Origin of the sequence: Enterocloster citroniae (assembly GCF_040545455.1) — a bacterium.
Taxonomy (GTDB): domain Bacteria; phylum Bacillota; class Clostridia; order Lachnospirales; family Lachnospiraceae; genus Enterocloster; species Enterocloster citroniae.
The window spans coordinates 175,626-194,453 of the sequence record NZ_JBEPLZ010000009.1 but is presented as its reverse complement, the minus strand read 5'-3'; the positions used below and the strand labels follow the sequence as shown (position 1 = coordinate 194,453).

The 18,828-nt window shown below is 52.7% G+C and carries 19 protein-coding genes; 16 read left to right on the top strand and 3 right to left on the bottom strand.

Going from position 1 to position 18,828, the window contains the following annotated elements:
• Nucleotides 1–92 precede the first annotated feature (92 nt).
• The 16 genes from ABID13_RS14510 (at nt 93) to ABID13_RS14435 (ending at nt 16,102) form a co-directional block, all read left to right on the top strand.
• On the top strand, nt 93–1,115 hold the full coding sequence (locus ABID13_RS14510; RefSeq protein ID WP_048929969.1) for a glycosyltransferase family 8 protein: 1,023 nt from the start codon (nt 93–95) through the stop codon (nt 1,113–1,115).
• A gap of 14 nt (nt 1,116–1,129) precedes the next feature.
• Nucleotides 1,130–2,026, top strand: coding sequence for a glycosyltransferase family 2 protein (locus ABID13_RS14505; protein WP_048929968.1), 897 nt, complete (start codon nt 1,130–1,132; stop codon nt 2,024–2,026).
• 22 nt (nt 2,027–2,048) lie between these two features.
• On the top strand, nt 2,049–3,164 hold the full coding sequence (locus tag ABID13_RS14500) for a DegT/DnrJ/EryC1/StrS family aminotransferase (RefSeq protein WP_048929967.1): 1,116 nt from the start codon (nt 2,049–2,051) through the stop codon (nt 3,162–3,164).
• A gap of 22 nt (nt 3,165–3,186) precedes the next feature.
• On the top strand, nt 3,187–4,200 hold the full coding sequence (locus ABID13_RS14495) for an ATP-grasp domain-containing protein (RefSeq protein ID WP_007866770.1): 1,014 nt from the start codon (nt 3,187–3,189) through the stop codon (nt 4,198–4,200).
• Between the two features lie 25 nt (nt 4,201–4,225).
• Nucleotides 4,226–4,912, top strand: a complete 687-nt coding sequence (locus ABID13_RS14490; RefSeq protein WP_007866767.1) for a glycosyltransferase family 2 protein — start codon at nt 4,226–4,228, stop codon at nt 4,910–4,912.
• A gap of 6 nt (nt 4,913–4,918) precedes the next feature.
• Entirely contained in the window at nt 4,919–6,241 is a 1,323-nt protein-coding gene (locus tag ABID13_RS14485; protein ID WP_007866764.1) for a lipopolysaccharide biosynthesis protein, read from the top strand.
• Nucleotides 6,222–7,190, top strand: a complete 969-nt coding sequence (locus ABID13_RS14480; protein WP_007866761.1) for a glycosyltransferase family 2 protein — start codon at nt 6,222–6,224, stop codon at nt 7,188–7,190. The genes ABID13_RS14485 and ABID13_RS14480 overlap by 20 nt, the downstream gene beginning before the upstream one ends.
• Before the next feature lie 21 nt (nt 7,191–7,211).
• Nucleotides 7,212–7,616, top strand: a complete 405-nt coding sequence (locus tag ABID13_RS14475; RefSeq protein ID WP_048929966.1) for a DUF2304 domain-containing protein — start codon at nt 7,212–7,214, stop codon at nt 7,614–7,616.
• A complete protein-coding gene (locus ABID13_RS14470; RefSeq protein WP_048929965.1) occupies nt 7,606–9,282 on the top strand; it encodes a DUF2142 domain-containing protein in 1,677 nt (558 codons plus the stop codon). The genes ABID13_RS14475 and ABID13_RS14470 overlap by 11 nt, the downstream gene beginning before the upstream one ends.
• A 121-nt stretch (nt 9,283–9,403) precedes the next feature.
• Entirely contained in the window at nt 9,404–9,958 is a 555-nt protein-coding gene (gene rfbC / locus ABID13_RS14465; protein WP_007866752.1) for a dTDP-4-dehydrorhamnose 3,5-epimerase, read from the top strand.
• A gap of 33 nt (nt 9,959–9,991) precedes the next feature.
• Nucleotides 9,992–10,804: an ABC transporter permease gene (locus tag ABID13_RS14460; RefSeq protein WP_007866743.1), complete on the top strand. Its 813-nt coding sequence runs from the start codon at nt 9,992–9,994 to the stop codon at nt 10,802–10,804.
• Between the two features lie 62 nt (nt 10,805–10,866).
• Complete coding sequence (locus ABID13_RS14455) at nt 10,867–11,466, top strand: M48 family metallopeptidase (protein ID WP_007866739.1); 600 nt, start codon at nt 10,867–10,869, stop codon at nt 11,464–11,466.
• A gap of 147 nt (nt 11,467–11,613) precedes the next feature.
• Complete coding sequence (locus tag ABID13_RS14450; protein WP_048929964.1) at nt 11,614–12,753, top strand: ROK family transcriptional regulator; 1,140 nt, start codon at nt 11,614–11,616, stop codon at nt 12,751–12,753.
• 125 nt (nt 12,754–12,878) lie between these two features.
• On the top strand, nt 12,879–13,904 hold the full coding sequence (locus ABID13_RS14445) for a zinc-dependent alcohol dehydrogenase (protein ID WP_007866732.1): 1,026 nt from the start codon (nt 12,879–12,881) through the stop codon (nt 13,902–13,904).
• Between the two features lie 26 nt (nt 13,905–13,930).
• Complete coding sequence (locus ABID13_RS14440; RefSeq protein ID WP_048929963.1) at nt 13,931–14,908, top strand: carbohydrate kinase family protein; 978 nt, start codon at nt 13,931–13,933, stop codon at nt 14,906–14,908.
• 279 nt (nt 14,909–15,187) lie between these two features.
• On the top strand, nt 15,188–16,102 hold the full coding sequence (locus ABID13_RS14435) for a hypothetical protein (RefSeq protein WP_048929962.1): 915 nt from the start codon (nt 15,188–15,190) through the stop codon (nt 16,100–16,102).
• Nucleotides 16,103–16,142: 40 nt separating this feature from the next.
• On the opposite strand, the gene ABID13_RS14430 is transcribed toward ABID13_RS14435, so the two are convergent.
• The 3 genes from ABID13_RS14430 to ABID13_RS14420 all read right to left on the bottom strand — a co-directional run bounded on the left by ABID13_RS14430 (nt 16,143) and on the right by ABID13_RS14420 (nt 18,770).
• Entirely contained in the window at nt 16,143–17,474 is a 1,332-nt protein-coding gene (locus tag ABID13_RS14430) for a Na+/H+ antiporter NhaC family protein (RefSeq protein WP_048929961.1), read from the bottom strand.
• Between the two features lie 100 nt (nt 17,475–17,574).
• The gene (locus tag ABID13_RS14425; RefSeq protein ID WP_007866721.1) at nt 17,575–18,156 is read right to left on the bottom strand and encodes a chromate transporter; all 582 of its coding nucleotides are present in this window, start codon (nt 18,154–18,156) and stop codon (nt 17,575–17,577) included.
• Nucleotides 18,153–18,770, bottom strand: coding sequence for a chromate transporter (locus tag ABID13_RS14420; protein WP_007866718.1), 618 nt, complete (start codon nt 18,768–18,770; stop codon nt 18,153–18,155). The genes ABID13_RS14425 and ABID13_RS14420 overlap by 4 nt, the downstream gene beginning before the upstream one ends.
• Nucleotides 18,771–18,828 lie beyond the last annotated feature (58 nt).

Sequence of the window (18,828 nt, the reverse complement as noted above, 5' to 3'; positions counted from 1 at the left end):
AGATGTGATTTACTTTTTAACGGCGGTATTGTAAAATTGTAAACAAAATGACCTTAGAAAGACCAAAGAATGTAAGAAACAGGTGGCATAATATGGATTGGAACCAAGATACAGCAAATATCATATATGCATCCAATGACGGATACGCCGGACATCTGGCAGCATCCCTGTATTCCCTGATGGATCATAACCGCAATATAAGGAATATGGACATCTATGTGCTGTCCGTTGGAATGTGCAGGGAATACCGGGAACGGCTTTCCGGGATCGCGGACAGATTTCACAGGGGTCTGTACGTGGTGGAACTGGGTGATCTTAAAAGCAGGTTTGATTTTGACATTGACACCAGGGGATTTGACATCAGCGCCATGGCCAGGCTGTTCGCTCCCCAGGTCCTGCCGGAAACCGTAACAAGGGCCCTGTACCTGGACTGTGATACCATTGTGTGCCAGAGTATACGCCCCCTGTATGAGACGGATCTGGGAGACTGCCTGGTGGGCATGGTGATGGAACCCACGGTCTATGAGGAGATGAAGGCGTCCATCGGCCTTCAAAAGGACGACCCCTATTACAACTCAGGTGTTCTGCTTATGGACCTTGGAGGCTGGCGCAGGGAGGGTGTGCTGGGGCGGCTGCTGGATTTCTACAAAAGCTGTCAGGGCAGGCTTTTTGCCTGCGACCAGGATACCATCAACGGCGCGCTGAAAGGAAGAATAAAAACCCTTCCTGTGAAATACAATTATTTTACCAATTACAGGTACTTCAGGTACGCCACCCTGTGTTCCCTGTGCGGCGCATACAGGGAAGTGGGGGAGGAAGCATACAGGGAAGCCGGGAAAGCCCCGGCAGTCATCCATTATCTGGGGGATGAAAGGCCATGGATCGCGGGCAACCACAACCATTTTAGGAAGCTGTATGAATATTACCTGGCCAAGACACCTTGGAAAGATACCCCAAAGCAGAGGGGAAAGGAGCGGTACATGCACATGTGGTGGGTATTTAACCGCCTGACCTGGATCTGCCCGCCCTTCCGGCTGTGGATCAGCCGCTGCCTGGGCATGAAATTGGTGGACAGCCGCAGAAAATATGTAAAATCTTACTATGTAAAATCTTAAGAACAGGGATGGATATGGACAAAGTTTGCTGTATTATATTAAACTATAATGATGCTTCCACAACCATGAGTCTGGTGGATGAGATAAGGGAATACAACTGTCTGGACAGTATTGTGGTGGTGGACAACTGCTCCACCGATGGGTCCTGGAAGCAGCTTAAGGCGCTCCGTGACCTGGACAAGGTCCATGTGCTGCGCACAGAGGAGAATGGCGGTTACGGAAGCGGGAACCAGGCGGGGATAGATTATGCGGTCACCTACCTGGAGGCCGGGTATGTTATAATTGCCAATCCTGACATCCACGTCAGGGCCTGCTGTATTGAGCGGGTAAAGCTCGCCCTGGATGGGATGCCTGAGGCTGTGATGGCCTCGGCCCGGGTGACAAGCCCGGAGGGCGGGGATCTGTTTTCTTACTGGACACTGCTGCCCATGTGGAAGGATCTGCTGGATACGGGCCTTATTACAAGACGCCTGTTTAAGCCCATGCTTAACACCCCGGCTTACCGGTTAAAGGAGGGTGGAGATGAGGGCTGCCGTCTGGTGGATGCCGTACCCGGGTCTTTTTTTATGCTGAAGCTGGGACTGCTTACACCTCAGGAGATCAAGGAATTATTTGACAGGCATATGTTCCTGTACTATGAAGAAAAGGTACTGGGGCAGAAGTTTAAGGAGATGGGCCTAAAGACCCTTTTGGTGACGGATGCATCCTACGTACATGCCCATTCCGCCACCATAGATAAAAGCGTGAAGCGGATCGTGGATAAGCAGAAGCTGCTCCATGAGAGCAAACGTTACTATTACAGGGAATATCTTCACGGAACACCGGCCCAGATGGCGGCGGCCCGCGTGCTTCTGGGCCTGGTGCTGGCGGAGGTGTGGTTCCTCACAGTTGTGTGCAGGATGCGGTGGTAAAGGGGCAGAAAGGAAATGTTACATGAGCCAACAGAGAGAGAACGGCGAGAAGATCCTGGTAACAAGATCTTCCATGCCTTCCTATGAAGAATATATTGAAATGATAAAACCCATATGGGACAGCGCCTGGCTGACCAATATGGGCGATTTCCACAAGCGCCTGGAACAGGAACTGAAGGATTACATGGGAATCAGCAACCTGGTGCTGTTTGTCAATGGGCATATGGCGCTGGAGATGGCTATCCAGGCCCTGAATCTCACCGGTGAGGTGATCACCACGCCGTTTACATTTGCTTCCACCACCCATGCCATTGTGCGCAATGGGCTTACACCGGTATTCTGCGATATCAATCCCCTGGACTATACCATGGATGTGGAGCAGATAGAGTCCCTGATCACGGACAAGACCTCGGCCATTATCCCGGTCCATGTGTACGGGAATATCTGTGATGTGGAGCGCATAGACGCCATTGCCAAAAAGCATGGGCTGAAGGTGATCTACGATGCCGCCCATACCTTTGGGGAGCGGTATAAGGGAAAGAGCGTGGCTGAGTTTGGGGATGCCAGTATATTCAGCTTCCATGCCACCAAGGTGTTCAACACCATTGAGGGAGGCGCGGTGTCCTTTGCGGAGGAATGGATGGACCACAGGCTGAACTGCCTGAAGAATTACGGGATTGTGGACCAGGACCATGTGGTCTGGGTGGGCGGCAATGCCAAGATGAACGAATTCCAGGCAGCCATGGGTCTGTGCAATCTGCGTCATTTGGATGACGAGATCGAAAAGCGCAAAATGGTGACGGAGCGCTACCATGAGAACCTTGGAGGCGTTCCAGGGCTTAAGCTCCCTGCATATAAGGAAGGACTGACGCCCAACTATGCCTATTTTCCGGTTGTGTTTGACGGGTTTAAGGCGGACAGGAATGAAGTGTATGACCGTCTGGCTGAGCACAATATTTTCCCCAGAAAGTATTTCTATCCCCTGACCAACGGGTTCCAGTGTTATTCGGACCGGTTTTCGCCGGAGGATACGCCGGTTGCAGCTTATATGGCGGACCGGGTGCTGACCCTGCCGCTGTATGCCGGCCTTTCCTTGGAGCAGGTGGACAGGATATGCAGGGTCATGAAGGATATTTAGGTGGATGGGATCGGAGGGAAAGATGAACATTTTGCTTACAAGCGCGGGCAGGAGAAGTTACCTGGTCCAATATTTTAAGGAAGCCCTGAGACTGGGGGGCTGCGGCGGTCTGGTCCATGCGGCCAACAGCTGCCAATGTCCGGCATTTGCATGTGCGGACAGATCCGTGGTAACGCCCATCATCTATGACCAGGGATATATTCCCTTTTTGCTGGAATACTGTAAAAGAGAGGAAATAGGCATGCTGATCCCTCTGTTTGACATTGATGTGCCGGTGCTGGCGGCCCACAGGGAAGCGTTCGCGTCAGCGGGTACCGTGGTGGTTACGGCGGACCCTGAGGCGGTAGGTATCTGTAATGACAAGTGGAGGACCCACAGGGCGCTGGCAGAGGCGGGGATCCGGGTGCCTGCGGCCTGGCTGGACGGGGAACTGGCCCTGGGCGCTATTGAGGATGGACGCATGTCCTGGCCTCTTATGGTGAAACCGCGCTGGGGCATGGGATCCATTTCCGTGTATCAGGCAGACTGCCGGGAGGAGATGGAGGTATTTGCAGGCAAATGCCGCCGGGGCATACAGGAATCCTATCTGAAGTACGAAGCCATGGCGGATCAGGAACGCTGTGTCCTGTTCCAGCAGAAGATAAAGGGACTGGAATACGGCCTGGATGTGATCAACGACCTGGAAGGCAGATATTGCACCACCATTGTTAAGAAGAAGACGGCCATGCGGTCCGGTGAGACGGATGCGGCGGAGACTGTGGAAGATAGGGAACTTTCCGCGCTGGGAGAACGTCTGGGCACCCTTATAAGGCACAGAGGAAACCTGGATGTGGATGTGCTGGAGGAAGATGGAAGGTATTACGTGCTGGAGATGAATGCACGCTTTGGAGGCGGTTATCCCTTCAGCCATGCGGCCGGGGTGAACCTGCCCCTGGCGCTGGTGCTTTGGGCCATGGGCAGGGAACTGCCGCCAGGGCTTCTCACGGCCAGGACCGGAGTGAAGGCACAGAAAGACATATGCATGCTGGTCTGGTAAGAATAAATCTGACAGAGGAATCTATATGGAAAAGGTACTGCTGGTGATACCGGCCTACAATGAGGAAAAAAATATTGAAAAAGTGGTAAATCATCTGGAGCAGGATTTTCCGGAACTGGATTACGTGGTGGTGAACGATGGGTCCAGGGACCACACGGCTGAAATCTGCAGGAAAAACGGGTACAACCTTCTGGATCTGCCCGTGAACCTGGGACTTGCAGGCTGCTTTCAGGCCGGAATGAAATACGCCTACCAGAGGGGATACCGGTACGCGATCCAGTTTGACGGGGATGGGCAGCACAGACCTGAGTATGTTGCCTCCATGAAGGAGAAGCTGGACCAGGGATATGATATTGTCATAGGGTCTAGGTTCCTGACTGCAAAAAAAGACTGGTCCATGCGCATGGTGGGCAGCCGCCTGATCGCAGCGGCGATCCGGCTTACCACAGGGGCAAGGATCACGGACCCCACTTCCGGTATGCGTCTCTTTGACAGGAAGATGATCGAGGAGTTTGCCCTGAACCTGAATTACGGGCCGGAGCCGGATACGGTTTCATTTCTGATCAAACAGGGCGCGCAGGTGGCGGAGGTTCCGGTTACCATTGACGAGCGTTTGGAGGGGGAGAGTTATCTCAGGCCCCTCACCGCAGTTCATTATATGACCCGCATGCTTTTATCCATATTATTTATACAGAATTTTAGAAAGCGTTGAACCGGAATGAAGAATTTAACGAGACATTTATTATATAAAGGCACTGACATTGGGCGGCAGAACGTGCTCTGGAACATTGCAGGAAGCTTTGTTTATGCATTTGCCAGCATGGTTCTGTCTTTTCTGGTCATACGCGTGGTGGGGGATGACCAGGGAGGGATCTTTTCCTTTGGATTTTCCACCCTGGGACAGCAGATGTTCATTGTGGCTTATTTTGGCATCCGGCCCTTTCAGATCACGGACAACAAGGGAGAGTATTCCTTTGGGGAGTACCTGGAATGCCGAAATGCGACATGTATCCTGGCATTGGTGATGGGGGCGGTGTACCTGACCTACCGCCATGGAACCGGGGAGTACAGCGCGGGGAAATGCATGATTCTCATCCTTCTTGTCATATACAAGGTAATAGATGGGTATGCTGATGTATATGAGTCGGAGTTCCAGCGCCAGGGCAGTCTGTACCTGACAGGGAAATCCAACTTTTTCAGGACCATCCTTTCCGTGTCCTCCTTCCTGATCGTGCTGGTCTCTTTGGAGCACCTTCTGCTGGCCTGTCTGGCCGCAGTGGCGGCCCAGATGCTGGGGGTGGCCCTGTTTAACCTGGACGTGATCCGCGCCATCGGGACAGTGGACTGGAATAAGAGGGAAAAGCAGAACCTGAGGGTGCTTGGCAGTACCGTATTCCTGTTTGTGGCCACATTTCTGGACTTTTATGTGTTTTCCGCAGCCAGGTACGCCATTGACGCAAGAATGAACAATGCCGCTTCCGGATACTTTAACTTGATTTTTATGCCTACCTCTGTTATTTATATGGTAGCTAACTTTGTGATACGGCCATTCCTCACCAAGCTGACAGATATGTGGAACGGGCATGAGTTTGACTGTTTTAAAAGTGAGCTTAAACGGATCGCCGCTGTTATTGGCGGCCTGACCGTGCTGGCAGTGGGCGCCACGGCTGTGTTGGGAAAATGGGTACTGTCCGTGATGGAAATGCTTCTGGGCGGACAGTACACAGGCATGCTGGTGCCTTATTATGGGGCATTTGTGGTTATTGTGCTGGGGGGAGGATTTTATGCCTTGGCTAATCTTATGTATTATTCGCTGGTTATCATGCGCAGGCAGAGAGCGATCTTTGTGGTCTATCTGCTGGCTGCGGTTCTGGCAGCAGCCCTATCGGGAACCCTGGTGTCTGGCTTCGGGATCAATGGGGCGGCAGGATGTTATCTGCTGTTAATGGTGGGATTAGTGCTGGGATTCGGCCTGTATACGGCAGGCGTTTATCAGAAGGAAAAAAAGGAGTATGCTTGTAATGGAGGAAGAGAGGACTAGAATATCAGAACACACATACAGCCCTAAAGTGGATGTGATCATACCCACCTATAAGCCGGGAAAGAAGTTTTCCAGGCTGCTTAAAATGCTGGGGCTTCAGACATATCCGGTGGGAAGGATCATAGTGATGAATACGGAAAAGGCCTACTGGAATGACAAGGGATATCAGGGGATCCCCAATATGGAGGTCCACCATTTGTCAAAGACCGAGTTTGACCATGGAGCCACCAGGAACCGGGGCGCCCGCTACAGCAGGGCGGACATCATAGTATTCATGACAGATGACGCCGTGCCTGCGGATGAGCACCTGATCGGGCATCTTGTGGATGCGTTTAAACAGCGGGGGCCCCAGGGGGAGTCTGTGATCATGGCCTATGCACGCCAGCTGCCGGATAAGGACTGCCCCATGGCAGAGCGTTATACCAGGTCCTTTAACTATCCGGAGGAGAGCTGTATCAAGACAAAGGAGGACCTGGAGCGCATGGGGATCAAGACCTTTTTTGCCTCCAATGCGTGCTGCGCCTACGACCGTGAAAAGTTTTGGTTCCAGGGCGGGTTTATCACCAAGACAATATTTAATGAAGATATGATATTTGCGGGCAGGGCCGTGCTTCAGGACGACTACGCCATTGCCTATGTGGCGGAGGCAAGGGTGATCCATTCCCATAACTACGGGTGCGCAGCCCAGTTCCGGCGGAATTTTGATCTGGCCGTATCCCAGACAGACCATCCTGAGGTATTTGCCGGCATCCGGTCGGAGAGCGAAGGAATCCGTCTTGTGAAGCAGACCGCAGGACACCTTGTGAAGATCCGCCGTCCATGGCTGATACCGGGTATGATCGTGAAAAGCGGATTCAAGTATATGGGATACCGGGTGGGAAGATGCTACCGCATGCTGCCCAAAAGCCTGGCAGTCAAATGCAGCATGAATAAAGAATATTGGAAATAACAAAAGAAAGCAGGTAGGACCATGATGCAACCTATATTCAGGATCATATTGATTATAGTCTCTTTATTGACTATGTCCTTTATGCTGAGGAAAATACGTCAGGCAAAGGTCCAGATCGAGGCAGCCATGTTCTGGGTGATCGTAGCCTTGATCCTGGTGGTGTTTTCCCTGTGTCCGGCCGTGGCTGATGCCTGCGCCAGGCTTCTGGGAATCTATTCCACCCCCAATTTCCTGTTCCTTTTTATGATATTTTTGCTTATGGTAAAGGTATTCAGCATGACCCTCCAGGTATCCCAGCTGGAGAGCAAACAGAAGGAGCTGGTCCAAAAGATCGCTCTTGCCCAGAAGGAGCAGGAGGAGTTGGAGCTGCGGATGCAGGAGCTTTTGGAAGCCGGCACGGCCGGGGAGGAAGAAGATGGGAGGTAAGCGGACCACAGGCAAGCAGGCGGTGTCCTGTAAGCGGTATGGACTTTGGGTGGGCTGCGGCCTGACTCTGCTGATCCTGGCAGCCTGGCATTTCCTGGATGTGAGGGCCGGGGTACTGGAAACAGGAGAGACCTGGCTTTACGGCTGGTATGGAGGGCTCTGCTTTTTGGCGGCACTGACAGCTGGGGGGCTGGGATATGTGGTTTTTATAAGAAAGCAGTGGAAACTGGAACAGATATTTGCAGCGTCCGCCATCAGCCTGGGACTTTTGTTCCTCTTTGTACTGCCTCCCCTTTCAGCACCGGATGAGGTGAGCCATTTTATCAGTGCTTACCAGCTGTCCAGCCATATGATGGGAAAGACAGCAAATGCCCATGACGGGCGGGTGCTCCTGCGGGCGCAGGATGCGTTCATCGAGGACCTGTATGATGTGATGGAGACGGACGGGACCGGATTCAGGGAACATGGAGGAGAACAGCAAAAGGCAGTGGTCCTGGGCCAGGAGTTGGGCCAGGATACCTACCGCACCATCCATGACCGGGGGATAAGAGGCGCGCACCAGGAAGAAGAGGGGGAGGAGATGGAGGAGACGGCGGTTTCCTACCAGCCTCCGGTGAGGACAACCCCTCTGGCATACGTGCCCCAGGCCCTGGGAATCACCCTGGCCCGGCTGATGGGACTGGGAGGCATTGGCCTTCTTTATATGGGCCGTTTGTTCAACCTGCTTTTCTTTACGGCCATGGGCTGCCTTACCATAAGGCGGATGCCCTTTGGAAAAGAGGCGGCGTTTGGCGTGTACCTGCTTCCCATGACCCTGCATCTGGCGGCATCTTTTTCCTATGATGTGATGATCATCTCCCTCAGCGGCTATTTTGCCGCGGTCTGCCTGCATCTGGCTTATGAGGCGCAGCGTGTAAAGGTAAGAGATGTGGTTTTGCTGGCCCTTATCATGGCAGTCATGGGACCGTGTAAGATGGTGTACGGTGTAATCGCAGGTTTCTGCCTGCTGATCCCTGTAAGGAAATTTGGGGGATGGGGGAAATGGACGGTGAGCGCTGCCGCTGTGCTGGGTGCCTTCGGGGCCGCTATGCTGGCCGTAAACAGCCGGACGGTGGCCATGTATACGGAGGCTTCGGAGGGCTACATTGCCTGGGCTGAGGAGACGGGATATACATTTGCCCAGCTGGTGCACAGTCCCCTGCTGGTACTTAGAATGTGCTACAATACCCTGATGTGGCAGGGGGAAAAGCTGTATTCCGGTATGCTGGGGGAATCCCTGGGCAACATGGATGCGGTGCTGAACACCCCCTATGTGTTGATCCTTGGGCTGACAGCCATTCTTTTGATGCTTGCGTTCAGAAAACCGGGAGAGCGCCTGGTCATGACCATGGCGAACAGGGCATGGATCTGGTTACTCTGTTTTTTGTGCCTTGGGGCCCTGATGTTCTCCATGCTTTTGGCATGGACTCCGGTGACTTCCAATGTGATCAACGGCGTACAGGGCAGATACCTGCTGCCCCTGCTTCCCATTTTCCTGCTGACCCTTAAAAACAACAGGGTGGTGCGGACGGACTGCAGCGACAGGCCGCTGCTTTATGTGATGGCAGTCATGGATCTGTATGTGGTGCTGAGGATTTTTTCTATTGTATGCCTTCGGGTTTCGTGACCGCAGTGGGTGGATCGGTTTGCCCGGCCGTGGATAAAGTAGATAAAGTATTGCCAGACCGTGGATAAAGTGATAAAATTGCCAGATGGATGTGGATAAGAGATAAAAGGAGCAGATAATAATGGGAAAGATAAAAGTGACGCCCTGTGAGATCAAGGGGTTATATGTGATTGAGCCAACTGTTTTTAAGGACGAGCGGGGATATTTTGTGGAAACTTATAATCAGAACGATTTCAGGGAAGCGGGACTGAATATGGTATTTGTCCAGGACAACCAGTCCATGTCCGTGAAAGGCGTGCTGAGAGGCCTGCATTTCCAGAAACAGTATCCCCAGGGCAAGCTGGTGCGCGCGGTCAGGGGAACTGTGTTTGATGTGGCAGTGGACCTGCGCTCTGATTCTGAGACATATGGAAAATGGTTCGGCGTGGTGCTCTCTGCGGAGAACAAAAAGCAGTTCTATATTCCGGAGGGGTTTGCCCATGGTTTCCTGGTGCTCTCTGATGAAGCGGAGTTTGCTTACAAATGTACGGACTTCTATCATCCCGGCGATGAGGGCGGCCTTAAATGGGACGATCCGCAGATCGGGGTTCAGTGGCCCATTGAAGAGGGCATGGAGCTGATCATCTCCGACAAGGACAAGAAGTGGAGCGGCCTTGAGGATACTTTTAAATTTTAGCTGTCTAAGTGGCATTGGAAAAGGAAATAACATATGAATTACGTACTGTCTCTTGGTAAGGAGATTATAGAGAAGAGAAAGCTGATCTGGGATTTAGGCAAGGCGGATTTCCGCAAGCGGTTTGTGGGATCCTATTTCGGCATTGTGTGGATGTTCATACAGCCCATTGTGACCATTGCCATCTATGCCTTTATATTTGGTGAGGGAGGCTTTAAGACGCCGCCGCCCGTGACTGGGGCATCCTATGTGGCCTGGCTGGTCCCCGGTATCGTGCCCTGGTTCTTTTACAGTGAATGCATGAACGCAATCACGGGCTGCCTTCAGGAATACAGCTACCTGGTAAAAAAAGTGGTGTTTAAGGTGGAGATCCTTCCCCTGATCAAGCTGGTGAGCTGCCTTCTGGTCCATGGATTTTTTGTGCTGATCATGATCGGCATGTACCTGGTTACGGGAGTACAGGTCCGAATTACCTGGATCCAGGCCATTTATTATACCTTTGCAGCCAGTATGCTGGCTCTTGGGATCGGGTTTTTCACCAGCGCGGTCAATGTGTTCTTTAAGGATATGACGCAGATCGTGGGTATCTGTCTTCAGTTTGGGATCTGGATGACGCCTATCATGTATGCGGAGTCCATGTTTTCAGACAGGCCCTGGATCGTGTCCCTGTTAAAGTTTAATCCATTTTATTATATTGCCGCCGGTTATAGGGACAGCATGCTCACCGGAAATTGGTTCTGGGAACGGCCGCTTATGACCATATATTACTGGGCGGTGACGATCACCGTGTTCCTGGTTGGACTTAAGATGTTCAAGCGTCTCAGGCCGCATTTTTCCGATGTGCTTTAGAGCGTGTGTTTCCGGATGTTTAGACCCGGTTTCAGGTATTTTGTAAAAAGCAGGTGTTTTCAATGATACGAAAAGTGGAAATCAACTGGCGCCGTGGACAGGAAGAGGGGGTGATCCCCGTGGAGGTGATCTACTCCAGGCGCAGGACCATGGGACTGGAGGTCAATGCCGATGGGCGGGTCTGTGCCCGTGTCCCCCAGAGAATACCGGGCCAGTCCGTGATGGACTTTATCCGGGAACGCCAGGACTGGATCGTCCAGAAGTGGTTTCTTACAGAGGAAAGGCGCCGCATCCGGGAGGAAAGGCCCCAGCCTGACTATGTGCAGGATCCCGGGCTGGAAGCAGTGTACAGGAAAAAGGCCAGGAAACAGCTGGAAGACAGGGCCGCGTATTATGCCGGTCTGATGGGCGTGACCTATAACCGGATCACGGTACGGGCTGCAAAGACCCGGTGGGGCAGCTGCAGCGCCCGGGGAAACCTGAATTTTCACTGGAAGCTGATCCTTATGCCTCCGGAGGTGTTGGACTATGTGGTGGTCCACGAGCTGGCCCACCGCAGGGAGATGAATCATTCTTCCAGGTTTTGGGCCGAGGTGGAGCGGATCATGCCTGATTATAAAAGGCGCAGGAAATGGCTGAAGGAGAACGGAGGCCAGGTGTAAGCCTGCCCGGCGAGGGTACATAGAAATTAAAAGGAGGTCTGTTCAGGCCTCTTTTTTTGCCCTGTCCCAGAGAAAATACATTGCATTATAACCAACGGGGATGTATGATTACTTTTATGAAAGCATTGATGAAAGTAGGCGGATCATATGAAGATAAATGAAAAAGCAGCAGAGAAAAAGCGCCTGAACAAGGCCAGGATCGCCAGCCACATCCGTCTCAGAAAGCATATTTCCAAACCTGAGCTTGCCGTGGAGCTGGGACTTAGTATGCCCACGGTCCTCCAGAATGTGAAGGAGTTAATGAAAGCCGGTATTGTGGAGGAGGTGGGGGAGTACGAATCCACAGGAGGACGCAAGGCCAAGGCCCTGTCGGTTGTAAAGAGTGTAAAATACGCGGCGGGCATAGACATTACGGCCAACCATGTCAGCTATGTGATCATTGACCTGAACGGGGATGCTGTGTGCGGACACCGGATCCGCAGACGGTATGAGAATACATCTGAGTATTATGAGAAAGTGGCGGGGGAGTTGGAGAAGTTTCTGGACCAGGCCGGGGAGAGCCGCCGGATCAACAGGGATAAACTATTGGGGGTAGGTATTTCCATGCCTGGGATCATTGATAAAGAGAACGCCCGTCTGATCCGCTCCCATATCCTTCAGGTGAGTGATATTAATCTGGAGGTGATCAGCCGCCTGATCCACTATCCGGTCCACTTTGAAAATGATGCCAACAGCGCCGCCATTGCAGAACTGCAGGGGACGGACCGGAATGCGGTTTATCTCTCCCTCAGCAACACGGTGGGGGGATCGGTGTATCTGGACAATACCATATATGCCGGGGATCATTTCCGCAGTGCCGAGTTTGGGCATATGATCATACATCCTGGGGGAAAGCCCTGCTACTGCAAAAAGCGCGGATGCGTGGATCCCTATTGTTCCGCAGGAGTGCTGTCTTCCTTTGCGGGAGAGGACGCAGGGCTGGCTGATTTCTTCCAGCTTTTGGAACAGGGGGACCGGGAAGCCATGGAAATCTGGGATACCTACCTGGAGGACCTGTCCATCGTCATAACGAATCTCAGGATGGCTTTTGACTGTGACATTGTGCTGGGGGGATATGTGGGCGGTTATCTGAAGCAGTACATGTCAAAGCTGGAACACAAGGTAATGGCGTATAATATGTTTGACAACGACACCCTGTATCTGAGGACCTGCGGCTATGAAAAGGAGGCTTCCGCCGTGGGGATTGCCATGACCTTCCTGGATGAGTATTTCAGGACCCTGATATAAAAGGGGGAAAAGCCGGAAAATGCAAATACCATATTGACAAAATTTATTCGCAGTGCAATAATATAATTACTTTAGTAAAATATTTTATAAAAGATTATATATAAACAAAGAGAAGGGGAAAACATATGTTGCAGCAGGTAATGACAGCTCCGGGAAAAATTGAATTTCGTGAGATTCCGGTACCGGAGATCGGTGAGAATGAAGTGTTGATCAAGATTATGAAGATCGGTGTCTGCGGTTCGGATATCCATGTGTACCACGGGGAGCATCCGTTTACAAGCTATCCCGTGACCCAGGGACATGAGGTTTCCGGCGAGGTGGTAAAGACAGGGACAGCGGTGTCAGGAATAAAGCCGGGGCAGAAGGTGACTATCCAGCCCCAGGTGGTCTGCGGCCGCTGCTATCCATGCCGCCACGGCAAATACAATTTGTGTGAGGAACTTAAGGTTATGGGGTTTCAGACCACCGGTGTTGCCTCCCATTACTTTGCTGTTGACCAGGCAAAGGTTACCCCTCTGCCGGATGAGATGAGTTATGACGAAGGCGCCATGATCGAGCCCCTGGCTGTCGCCGTCCATGCAGTGAGACGGGCGGGGGATGTGAAAGGGGCAAAGATCGCGGTTCTGGGAGCAGGACCCATCGGCATACTGGTGGCCCAGGCAGCCAAAGGAATGGGAGCAGACCAGGTGATGATCACCGATGTCAGCAGCCTCCGCCTGGAAAAGGCTAAGGAGTGCGGAGTTGATTTTTGTGTCAATACCAGGAATCAGGACTTCGGTGAGGCTATGGTCCATAACTTCGGACCGGATAAGGCGGACGTGATCTATGATTGCGCAGGCAACAACATTACCATGGGCCAGGCGATCAAATATGCCCGCAAGGGAAGCGTCATCATCCTGGTGGCCGTATTTGCAGGTCCGGGACAGCTTGACCTGGCGGTTCTCAACGACCATGAGCTGGACCTGAACACCAGCATGATGTACCGGAATGAGGACTATCTGGATGCCATCCGTCTTGTGAATGAGAAAAAGGTGGTGCTGGCGCCTCTGGTTTCCAAGCATTTTGCGTTTGGGGATTACCTGAAGGCCTACCAGTACATAGATGAGAACAGGGAGAGCACCATGAAGGTTATCATCAACGTACAGGAATAAGAGACGTGAACGGAGAGGGGAAGACAATGACAAACTATGATGTGACAGCGCTGGGAGAGCTTTTGATCGACTTCACTCCCTCCGGATTGAGCGCCCAGGGAAATCCTGTCCTGGAGCAGAATCCGGGCGGCGCACCGTGTAATGTCCTGGCCATGCTGGCAAAATGCGGCAGGCAGGTGGGATTTATCGGTAAGATCGGAAATGATATTCATGGAAGGTTCCTGAAAGATGCTATTATGGAAGCAGGCATTGGCCTGGACGGCCTGGTCATGTCGGATGAGGTCCATACAACCCTTGCCTTTGTAAGCATAGACGGATCGGGGGACAGGAGTTTCTCATTTTACCGTAACCCCGGCGCTGATATGGCCCTGAGGCCGGATGAGGTGAATCTGGATATGATCCGCCATTCCAGGATATTTCACTTTGGCACCCTGTCCATGACCCACGATGGAGTGCGCAGGGCCACCAAGAAGGCGGTGGAATGTGCAAAGGCCAGCGGATGTATGATTTCCTTTGACCCCAATCTCCGTCCGCCTCTCTGGGAGGATATGGAGGAGGCCAGGAGACAGATGATTTACGGGGTATCTGTGTGCGATATCCTGAAGATCGAGGATAAAGAGCTGAGTTTCATGACCCGGACCGAGGATGAGGGGGAAGGGGTGCGCCGTTTACAGGATACATATGGTATTCCCCTTATTCTGGTCACGGCAGGAGCAGAAGGGAGCAGGGCTTACTGGGCCGGAAATTCCCTGAAAGCAGAGGCGTTTTTAACGGACCGGACCATTGACACCACGGGAGCGGGAGATACGTTCTGCGGATATTGCCTGAATTATCTCCTGGACCATCCGCTGGGATCCCTGACCATGGATAAGGTCGGAGAAATGCTCACAGGCGCCAGCGGGGCGGCGTCCATTGTCACCACCAGGAAGGGGGCTTTGCGCTCAATGCCTGAGTTGGCGGAGGTGGAGGCGGCGGTAAAACAAAGGACCGTCACCCGGGGATGATTATTTGAAATTCCTTTGGAACCCAATCATTGTAAAGAAAGAATCAAGTATGATCCCCTGGCTCAGCCAAACTGACAAAGGGGATCCTTTTTATTTTCAGTTTCCCCTTAATTCCGTTGTCCGGAGACTTCATCTTGAGGCAGATCCCAATCGCCGGTAAGAGATGAATATTAATATCACGGTAATGTAATATTCAGTAAATAATAAGGTATGGGCTCCGCAGTTCTGATATAATCAAAGCATACTGACACTACAGCGAGAGAAGGAGGAACATGGGACATGAAACGGATGATCACAGGAAGAAGCGGGGCCTGGATCCTAATGCTGTGCATGGCGGTGCTGATCGGATGCAGCCAGAGAGCGGATGGGGCTGGGACAGCAGGAACGCCGGTGGAGACAGGAACAGCAGGAGCAGCGGGAGAGACGGACACACCAGGAGCAGCAGAGGAGGCAGGAATGCCGGGGACAACGGGAATACAGGGAAATGAAGATACTCCGCCCCCGATGGAAGAAACCGTTAATCGTTTTGAGATCCTGGATGTAAAGGAAAGCAGCATGCTGGTCTGCGGCCTGGATGATATGAAAGGCCTGTACCATGTGGGGCACGGTGAGGTTCTGAAAGATGTGGATCAGAAGGCGATCCAGGTATCGGACCTGGAAACAGGGATGATCGTGGACCTGACCTGGAATGGGGCTGTGCAGGAAACATATCCTGGGCAGTTTAGTTACCGGAAACTTCAGGTCACGGAGGAAAGGGGAAGCAGGGAACTGGAATTCTACAAACAGCTGATCCGGGATCTGGCGGAGGTGGATCCCGGGCTGAATGACGGGGTCACAGAGAGCTATTTTGACTTAACCCAGATGGAATCCCTGACTGATGCGGAAAAGGAAGGCCTGGCGTACATGGGAGGCGGTAGTTTTAATGTATGGGGATTCCTCTCCACGCCGGAGCAATTGACACAGGATGGGATCATGGACCCCCAAAAGGGCCTGGAACATGGGATACTTATAACCATTGAGGAGATATCCGTCACGGAGACGGCCAATGAGGGCGGGGATGGCGATGTGATCACTGTGAACTGCAATGCGAGAAAGTACAGAAGCGGCACAGGTGCATATTATTTTACAGATGTAAGGGCAACATTCCAAGATGGCGGATGGAGTTATACCATAGGAGCAGAGATGATAAGCTGAAGGAATTTTTCCATGACCCGGACGGCCTTCCTTTGGAGCTTCATGAGTGAGAGGCAGGCACCGGCGCTTTGGGCCGTTCATGGTAAAAGGCAGTGAGCAAATTCCACACGGGAAGCAGGTACAGGTAAAATGCGTACAGCATACACACCATGGGCGCTCCGATGGTGGCCACAGGTACGGCGCCTGCAATTCCCCAGGGAACCAGGGCCGCAAGCACGATCACGGTATCTTCAAGGGCCAGAGCCAGTTTTTCCTTGCTGGGATACAGGGTACCGCACATCTGGCAGGTCAGTATGGTTGCCAGGCTCTGGTTGCAGCTTACGGCACAGGACAGTACGGAAGTGACCACCACGGTCCCAAACGGCGTAAAGATCCTGGCTGAGCGCTGGAGTGCGGATTTCACACCGGCCAGCAGGCGGGTACGGGAAAAAATGCCGGAGTAGGAGGAAGAGATCAGTACAATGATGCCCACCTTGACCATGGAGGATATACCGCCTCCATTTAACAGGGATGACAGGCGTGTTTCGGATTCTGCCCGGTAACCGGTCCAGAGACTTTTCATAAGATCCGCAGGCATAGCCCCCTGATACAGGACCGCCACCACGGCAGCGGCAGCAATACTGGCACCCATGGCGTATTTTACATCCACATGGAAAAGGGCCAGTCCGAGAATGATAAGGGCGGGAAGGGCTGTTGCCGGGTGAAGGGAGAAGTTGTCCCGGAACAGTGCCAACAGGCCGCTGTCCACCTGCGCCCCTGTTTCCCTTCCTGCCAGAGCCACGTACAGGATACAGCTTATGAGCAGGGGAATGGGACAGGTGCGGCACATATTTTTCAGGTTTGTGTAAATATCGGTCCTGGTCAGGGTGCACACCAGCTGGGCGCTGGAGGACATGGGGGAACAGCGGTCCCCAAAAAAGCTGCCGGAGAGGACCGCTCCTCCTGTGAGGGCGGGATCCAGACCGGCCGCGTTGGATATCAGCATGCAGATAACACCCATGGTGCTGGCAGTCCCAAACGAGGTGCCTGTGAGAAAGGACATCATGGAGCACAGGAGAAATGTGCACAGCACAAAGAACCTGGGATCGATCAACCCCATGGCATGGTACAGGATAAAGGGAATGGTGCCGCAGGTGCGCCAGATGGATGTAAGGGAGCCGATCAGCACAAAGATGATAAGGATATTCTTAACTTTTCCCATGCCTTCTCCCAGCATGGAGCAGGTTTCCCTGACAGAATACCCTCTGGAAAGGGTGTAGAGGGAAAAGCAGGCAAGCCCAAACAAAAGCGCGTACAGGATTTGTATTCCTGTAAAGATACACAGGCCAAGCCCTGCCAGAAACAGTCCAAGTGTGATGATTTCAGCAATCATTTTAATCCCCCTGATATGGAAAAATAGGCGGCCGACAAGCGGCCGCTTATTATATTCTATATGGTATTCTATAGCGTAAGGGATATAAAGTCAATGGGTTTCATTTGTACGGCAGGAACCGCATGATAAGCTGGCACACTGTCTCAAACACGCCGGACAGCACCATTACCAGGATAGGGCTCATTTTAAAACGTATCAGCAGTACCAGAGCGCCCAGGAAAATGCAGACAGAGCGCAGGTTGAGCGCCTGGAGGTCCGGCGTAAATCCGCCCAGCCCCCAGAAGGCCGTCACCAGGATGCTGACACCGGCAGCGCCGATCATGGCCACCACCGCGGGCCTTAAGGACTGTAGCACACCCTGTATAATGCTCAGGTTTCGGTACTTCAGATAGATACGTGCCAGCAGGGTTACCAGGATACAGGAGGGCAGCACGCACCCGGCCGTGGCTGCCAGGGCGCCTGGGGTTCCGGCGATCCGGGTCCCCACAAAGGTGGCTGAATTGATGGCAATGGGTCCGGGGGTCATCTGGGAAATGGTTACCAGGTCGGTAAACTCAGCCAGGTTCAGCCAATGGTGCAGGTCCACCACCTGATTCTGGATCAGGGGCATGGCGGCATATCCGCCTCCAAAGCTAAAGGCGCCAATCTGAAGAAAACTCAGGAACAGCTGAAAATAAATCATAATGTCCGGCCTCCTTCCTTGCGCGTCTTTTCCGCTCGGAGGGTGCGGGCCACACCGATCAGGGCGCAGATCAGGATGATCAGGATCACGTTCACATTAAGAATATAGTTGGCAACAAACGCAGCGATCATGATGCATACAGAGATCCATTGCCGGTTCTTTGCAATACCGCTGCCCATTTCCCACACGACCTGGGCAATGACGGCTCCCACTCCGGCCTGCATGCCGCCCAGCATCCAGCCCACCACCAGGTTGGAGCGGAACGCCGCATAGAACAGGGAAATGGCAGAGAGGATGACAAAGGGAGGGATGACCGTGGCTAACACGGAGGTGAGAACGCCGGCCATGCCCGCCAGCTTGTAGCCCACCACAATGGCGCCATTGACGGCAATGGCCCCCGGAGAGGACTGGGCAATGGCCACCAGGTCCAGCATTTCCTGCTCATCGATCCAGTGGTATTCGTCCACGAACTTCTTTTTCATCAGGGTGATGATCACGTACCCGCCTCCAAAGGTAAAGGTGCTCAGGTACAGGGTAGAGATAAAAAGCTTACATAATAAAGAGCGGCGCCCCTTTGGATGGGACGCGGGCTGGGATTTTACATTGACGACCATAGGGAGTACTTCCTTTCCGCGTTTATTCTGTCTCTATACACTATACAGCTTGCAAATA

Bases quoted from the DNA above. Each gene is read 5' to 3' on its own strand.
- ABID13_RS14510 (WP_048929969.1), top strand. From the start codon at position 93: ATGGATTGGAACCAAGATACAGCAAATATCATATATGCATCCAATGAC.
- ABID13_RS14505 (WP_048929968.1), top strand. From the start codon at position 1,130: ATGGACAAAGTTTGCTGTATTATATTAAACTATAATGATGCTTCCACA.
- ABID13_RS14500 (WP_048929967.1), top strand. From the start codon at position 2,049: ATGAGCCAACAGAGAGAGAACGGCGAGAAGATCCTGGTAACAAGATCT.
- ABID13_RS14495 (WP_007866770.1), top strand. From the start codon at position 3,187: ATGAACATTTTGCTTACAAGCGCGGGCAGGAGAAGTTACCTGGTCCAA.
- ABID13_RS14490 (WP_007866767.1), top strand. From the start codon at position 4,226: ATGGAAAAGGTACTGCTGGTGATACCGGCCTACAATGAGGAAAAAAAT.
- ABID13_RS14485 (WP_007866764.1), top strand. From the start codon at position 4,919: ATGAAGAATTTAACGAGACATTTATTATATAAAGGCACTGACATTGGG.
- ABID13_RS14480 (WP_007866761.1), top strand. From the start codon at position 6,222: ATGGAGGAAGAGAGGACTAGAATATCAGAACACACATACAGCCCTAAA.
- ABID13_RS14475 (WP_048929966.1), top strand. From the start codon at position 7,212: ATGATGCAACCTATATTCAGGATCATATTGATTATAGTCTCTTTATTG.
- ABID13_RS14470 (WP_048929965.1), top strand. From the start codon at position 7,606: ATGGGAGGTAAGCGGACCACAGGCAAGCAGGCGGTGTCCTGTAAGCGG.
- rfbC (WP_007866752.1), top strand. From the start codon at position 9,404: ATGGGAAAGATAAAAGTGACGCCCTGTGAGATCAAGGGGTTATATGTG.
- ABID13_RS14460 (WP_007866743.1), top strand. From the start codon at position 9,992: ATGAATTACGTACTGTCTCTTGGTAAGGAGATTATAGAGAAGAGAAAG.
- ABID13_RS14455 (WP_007866739.1), top strand. From the start codon at position 10,867: ATGATACGAAAAGTGGAAATCAACTGGCGCCGTGGACAGGAAGAGGGG.
- ABID13_RS14450 (WP_048929964.1), top strand. From the start codon at position 11,614: ATGAAGATAAATGAAAAAGCAGCAGAGAAAAAGCGCCTGAACAAGGCC.
- ABID13_RS14445 (WP_007866732.1), top strand. From the start codon at position 12,879: ATGTTGCAGCAGGTAATGACAGCTCCGGGAAAAATTGAATTTCGTGAG.
- ABID13_RS14440 (WP_048929963.1), top strand. From the start codon at position 13,931: ATGACAAACTATGATGTGACAGCGCTGGGAGAGCTTTTGATCGACTTC.
- ABID13_RS14435 (WP_048929962.1), top strand. From the start codon at position 15,188: ATGAAACGGATGATCACAGGAAGAAGCGGGGCCTGGATCCTAATGCTG.
- ABID13_RS14430 (WP_048929961.1), bottom strand. From the start codon at position 17,474: ATGATTGCTGAAATCATCACACTTGGACTGTTTCTGGCAGGGCTTGGC.
- ABID13_RS14425 (WP_007866721.1), bottom strand. From the start codon at position 18,156: ATGATTTATTTTCAGCTGTTCCTGAGTTTTCTTCAGATTGGCGCCTTT.
- ABID13_RS14420 (WP_007866718.1), bottom strand. From the start codon at position 18,770: ATGGTCGTCAATGTAAAATCCCAGCCCGCGTCCCATCCAAAGGGGCGC.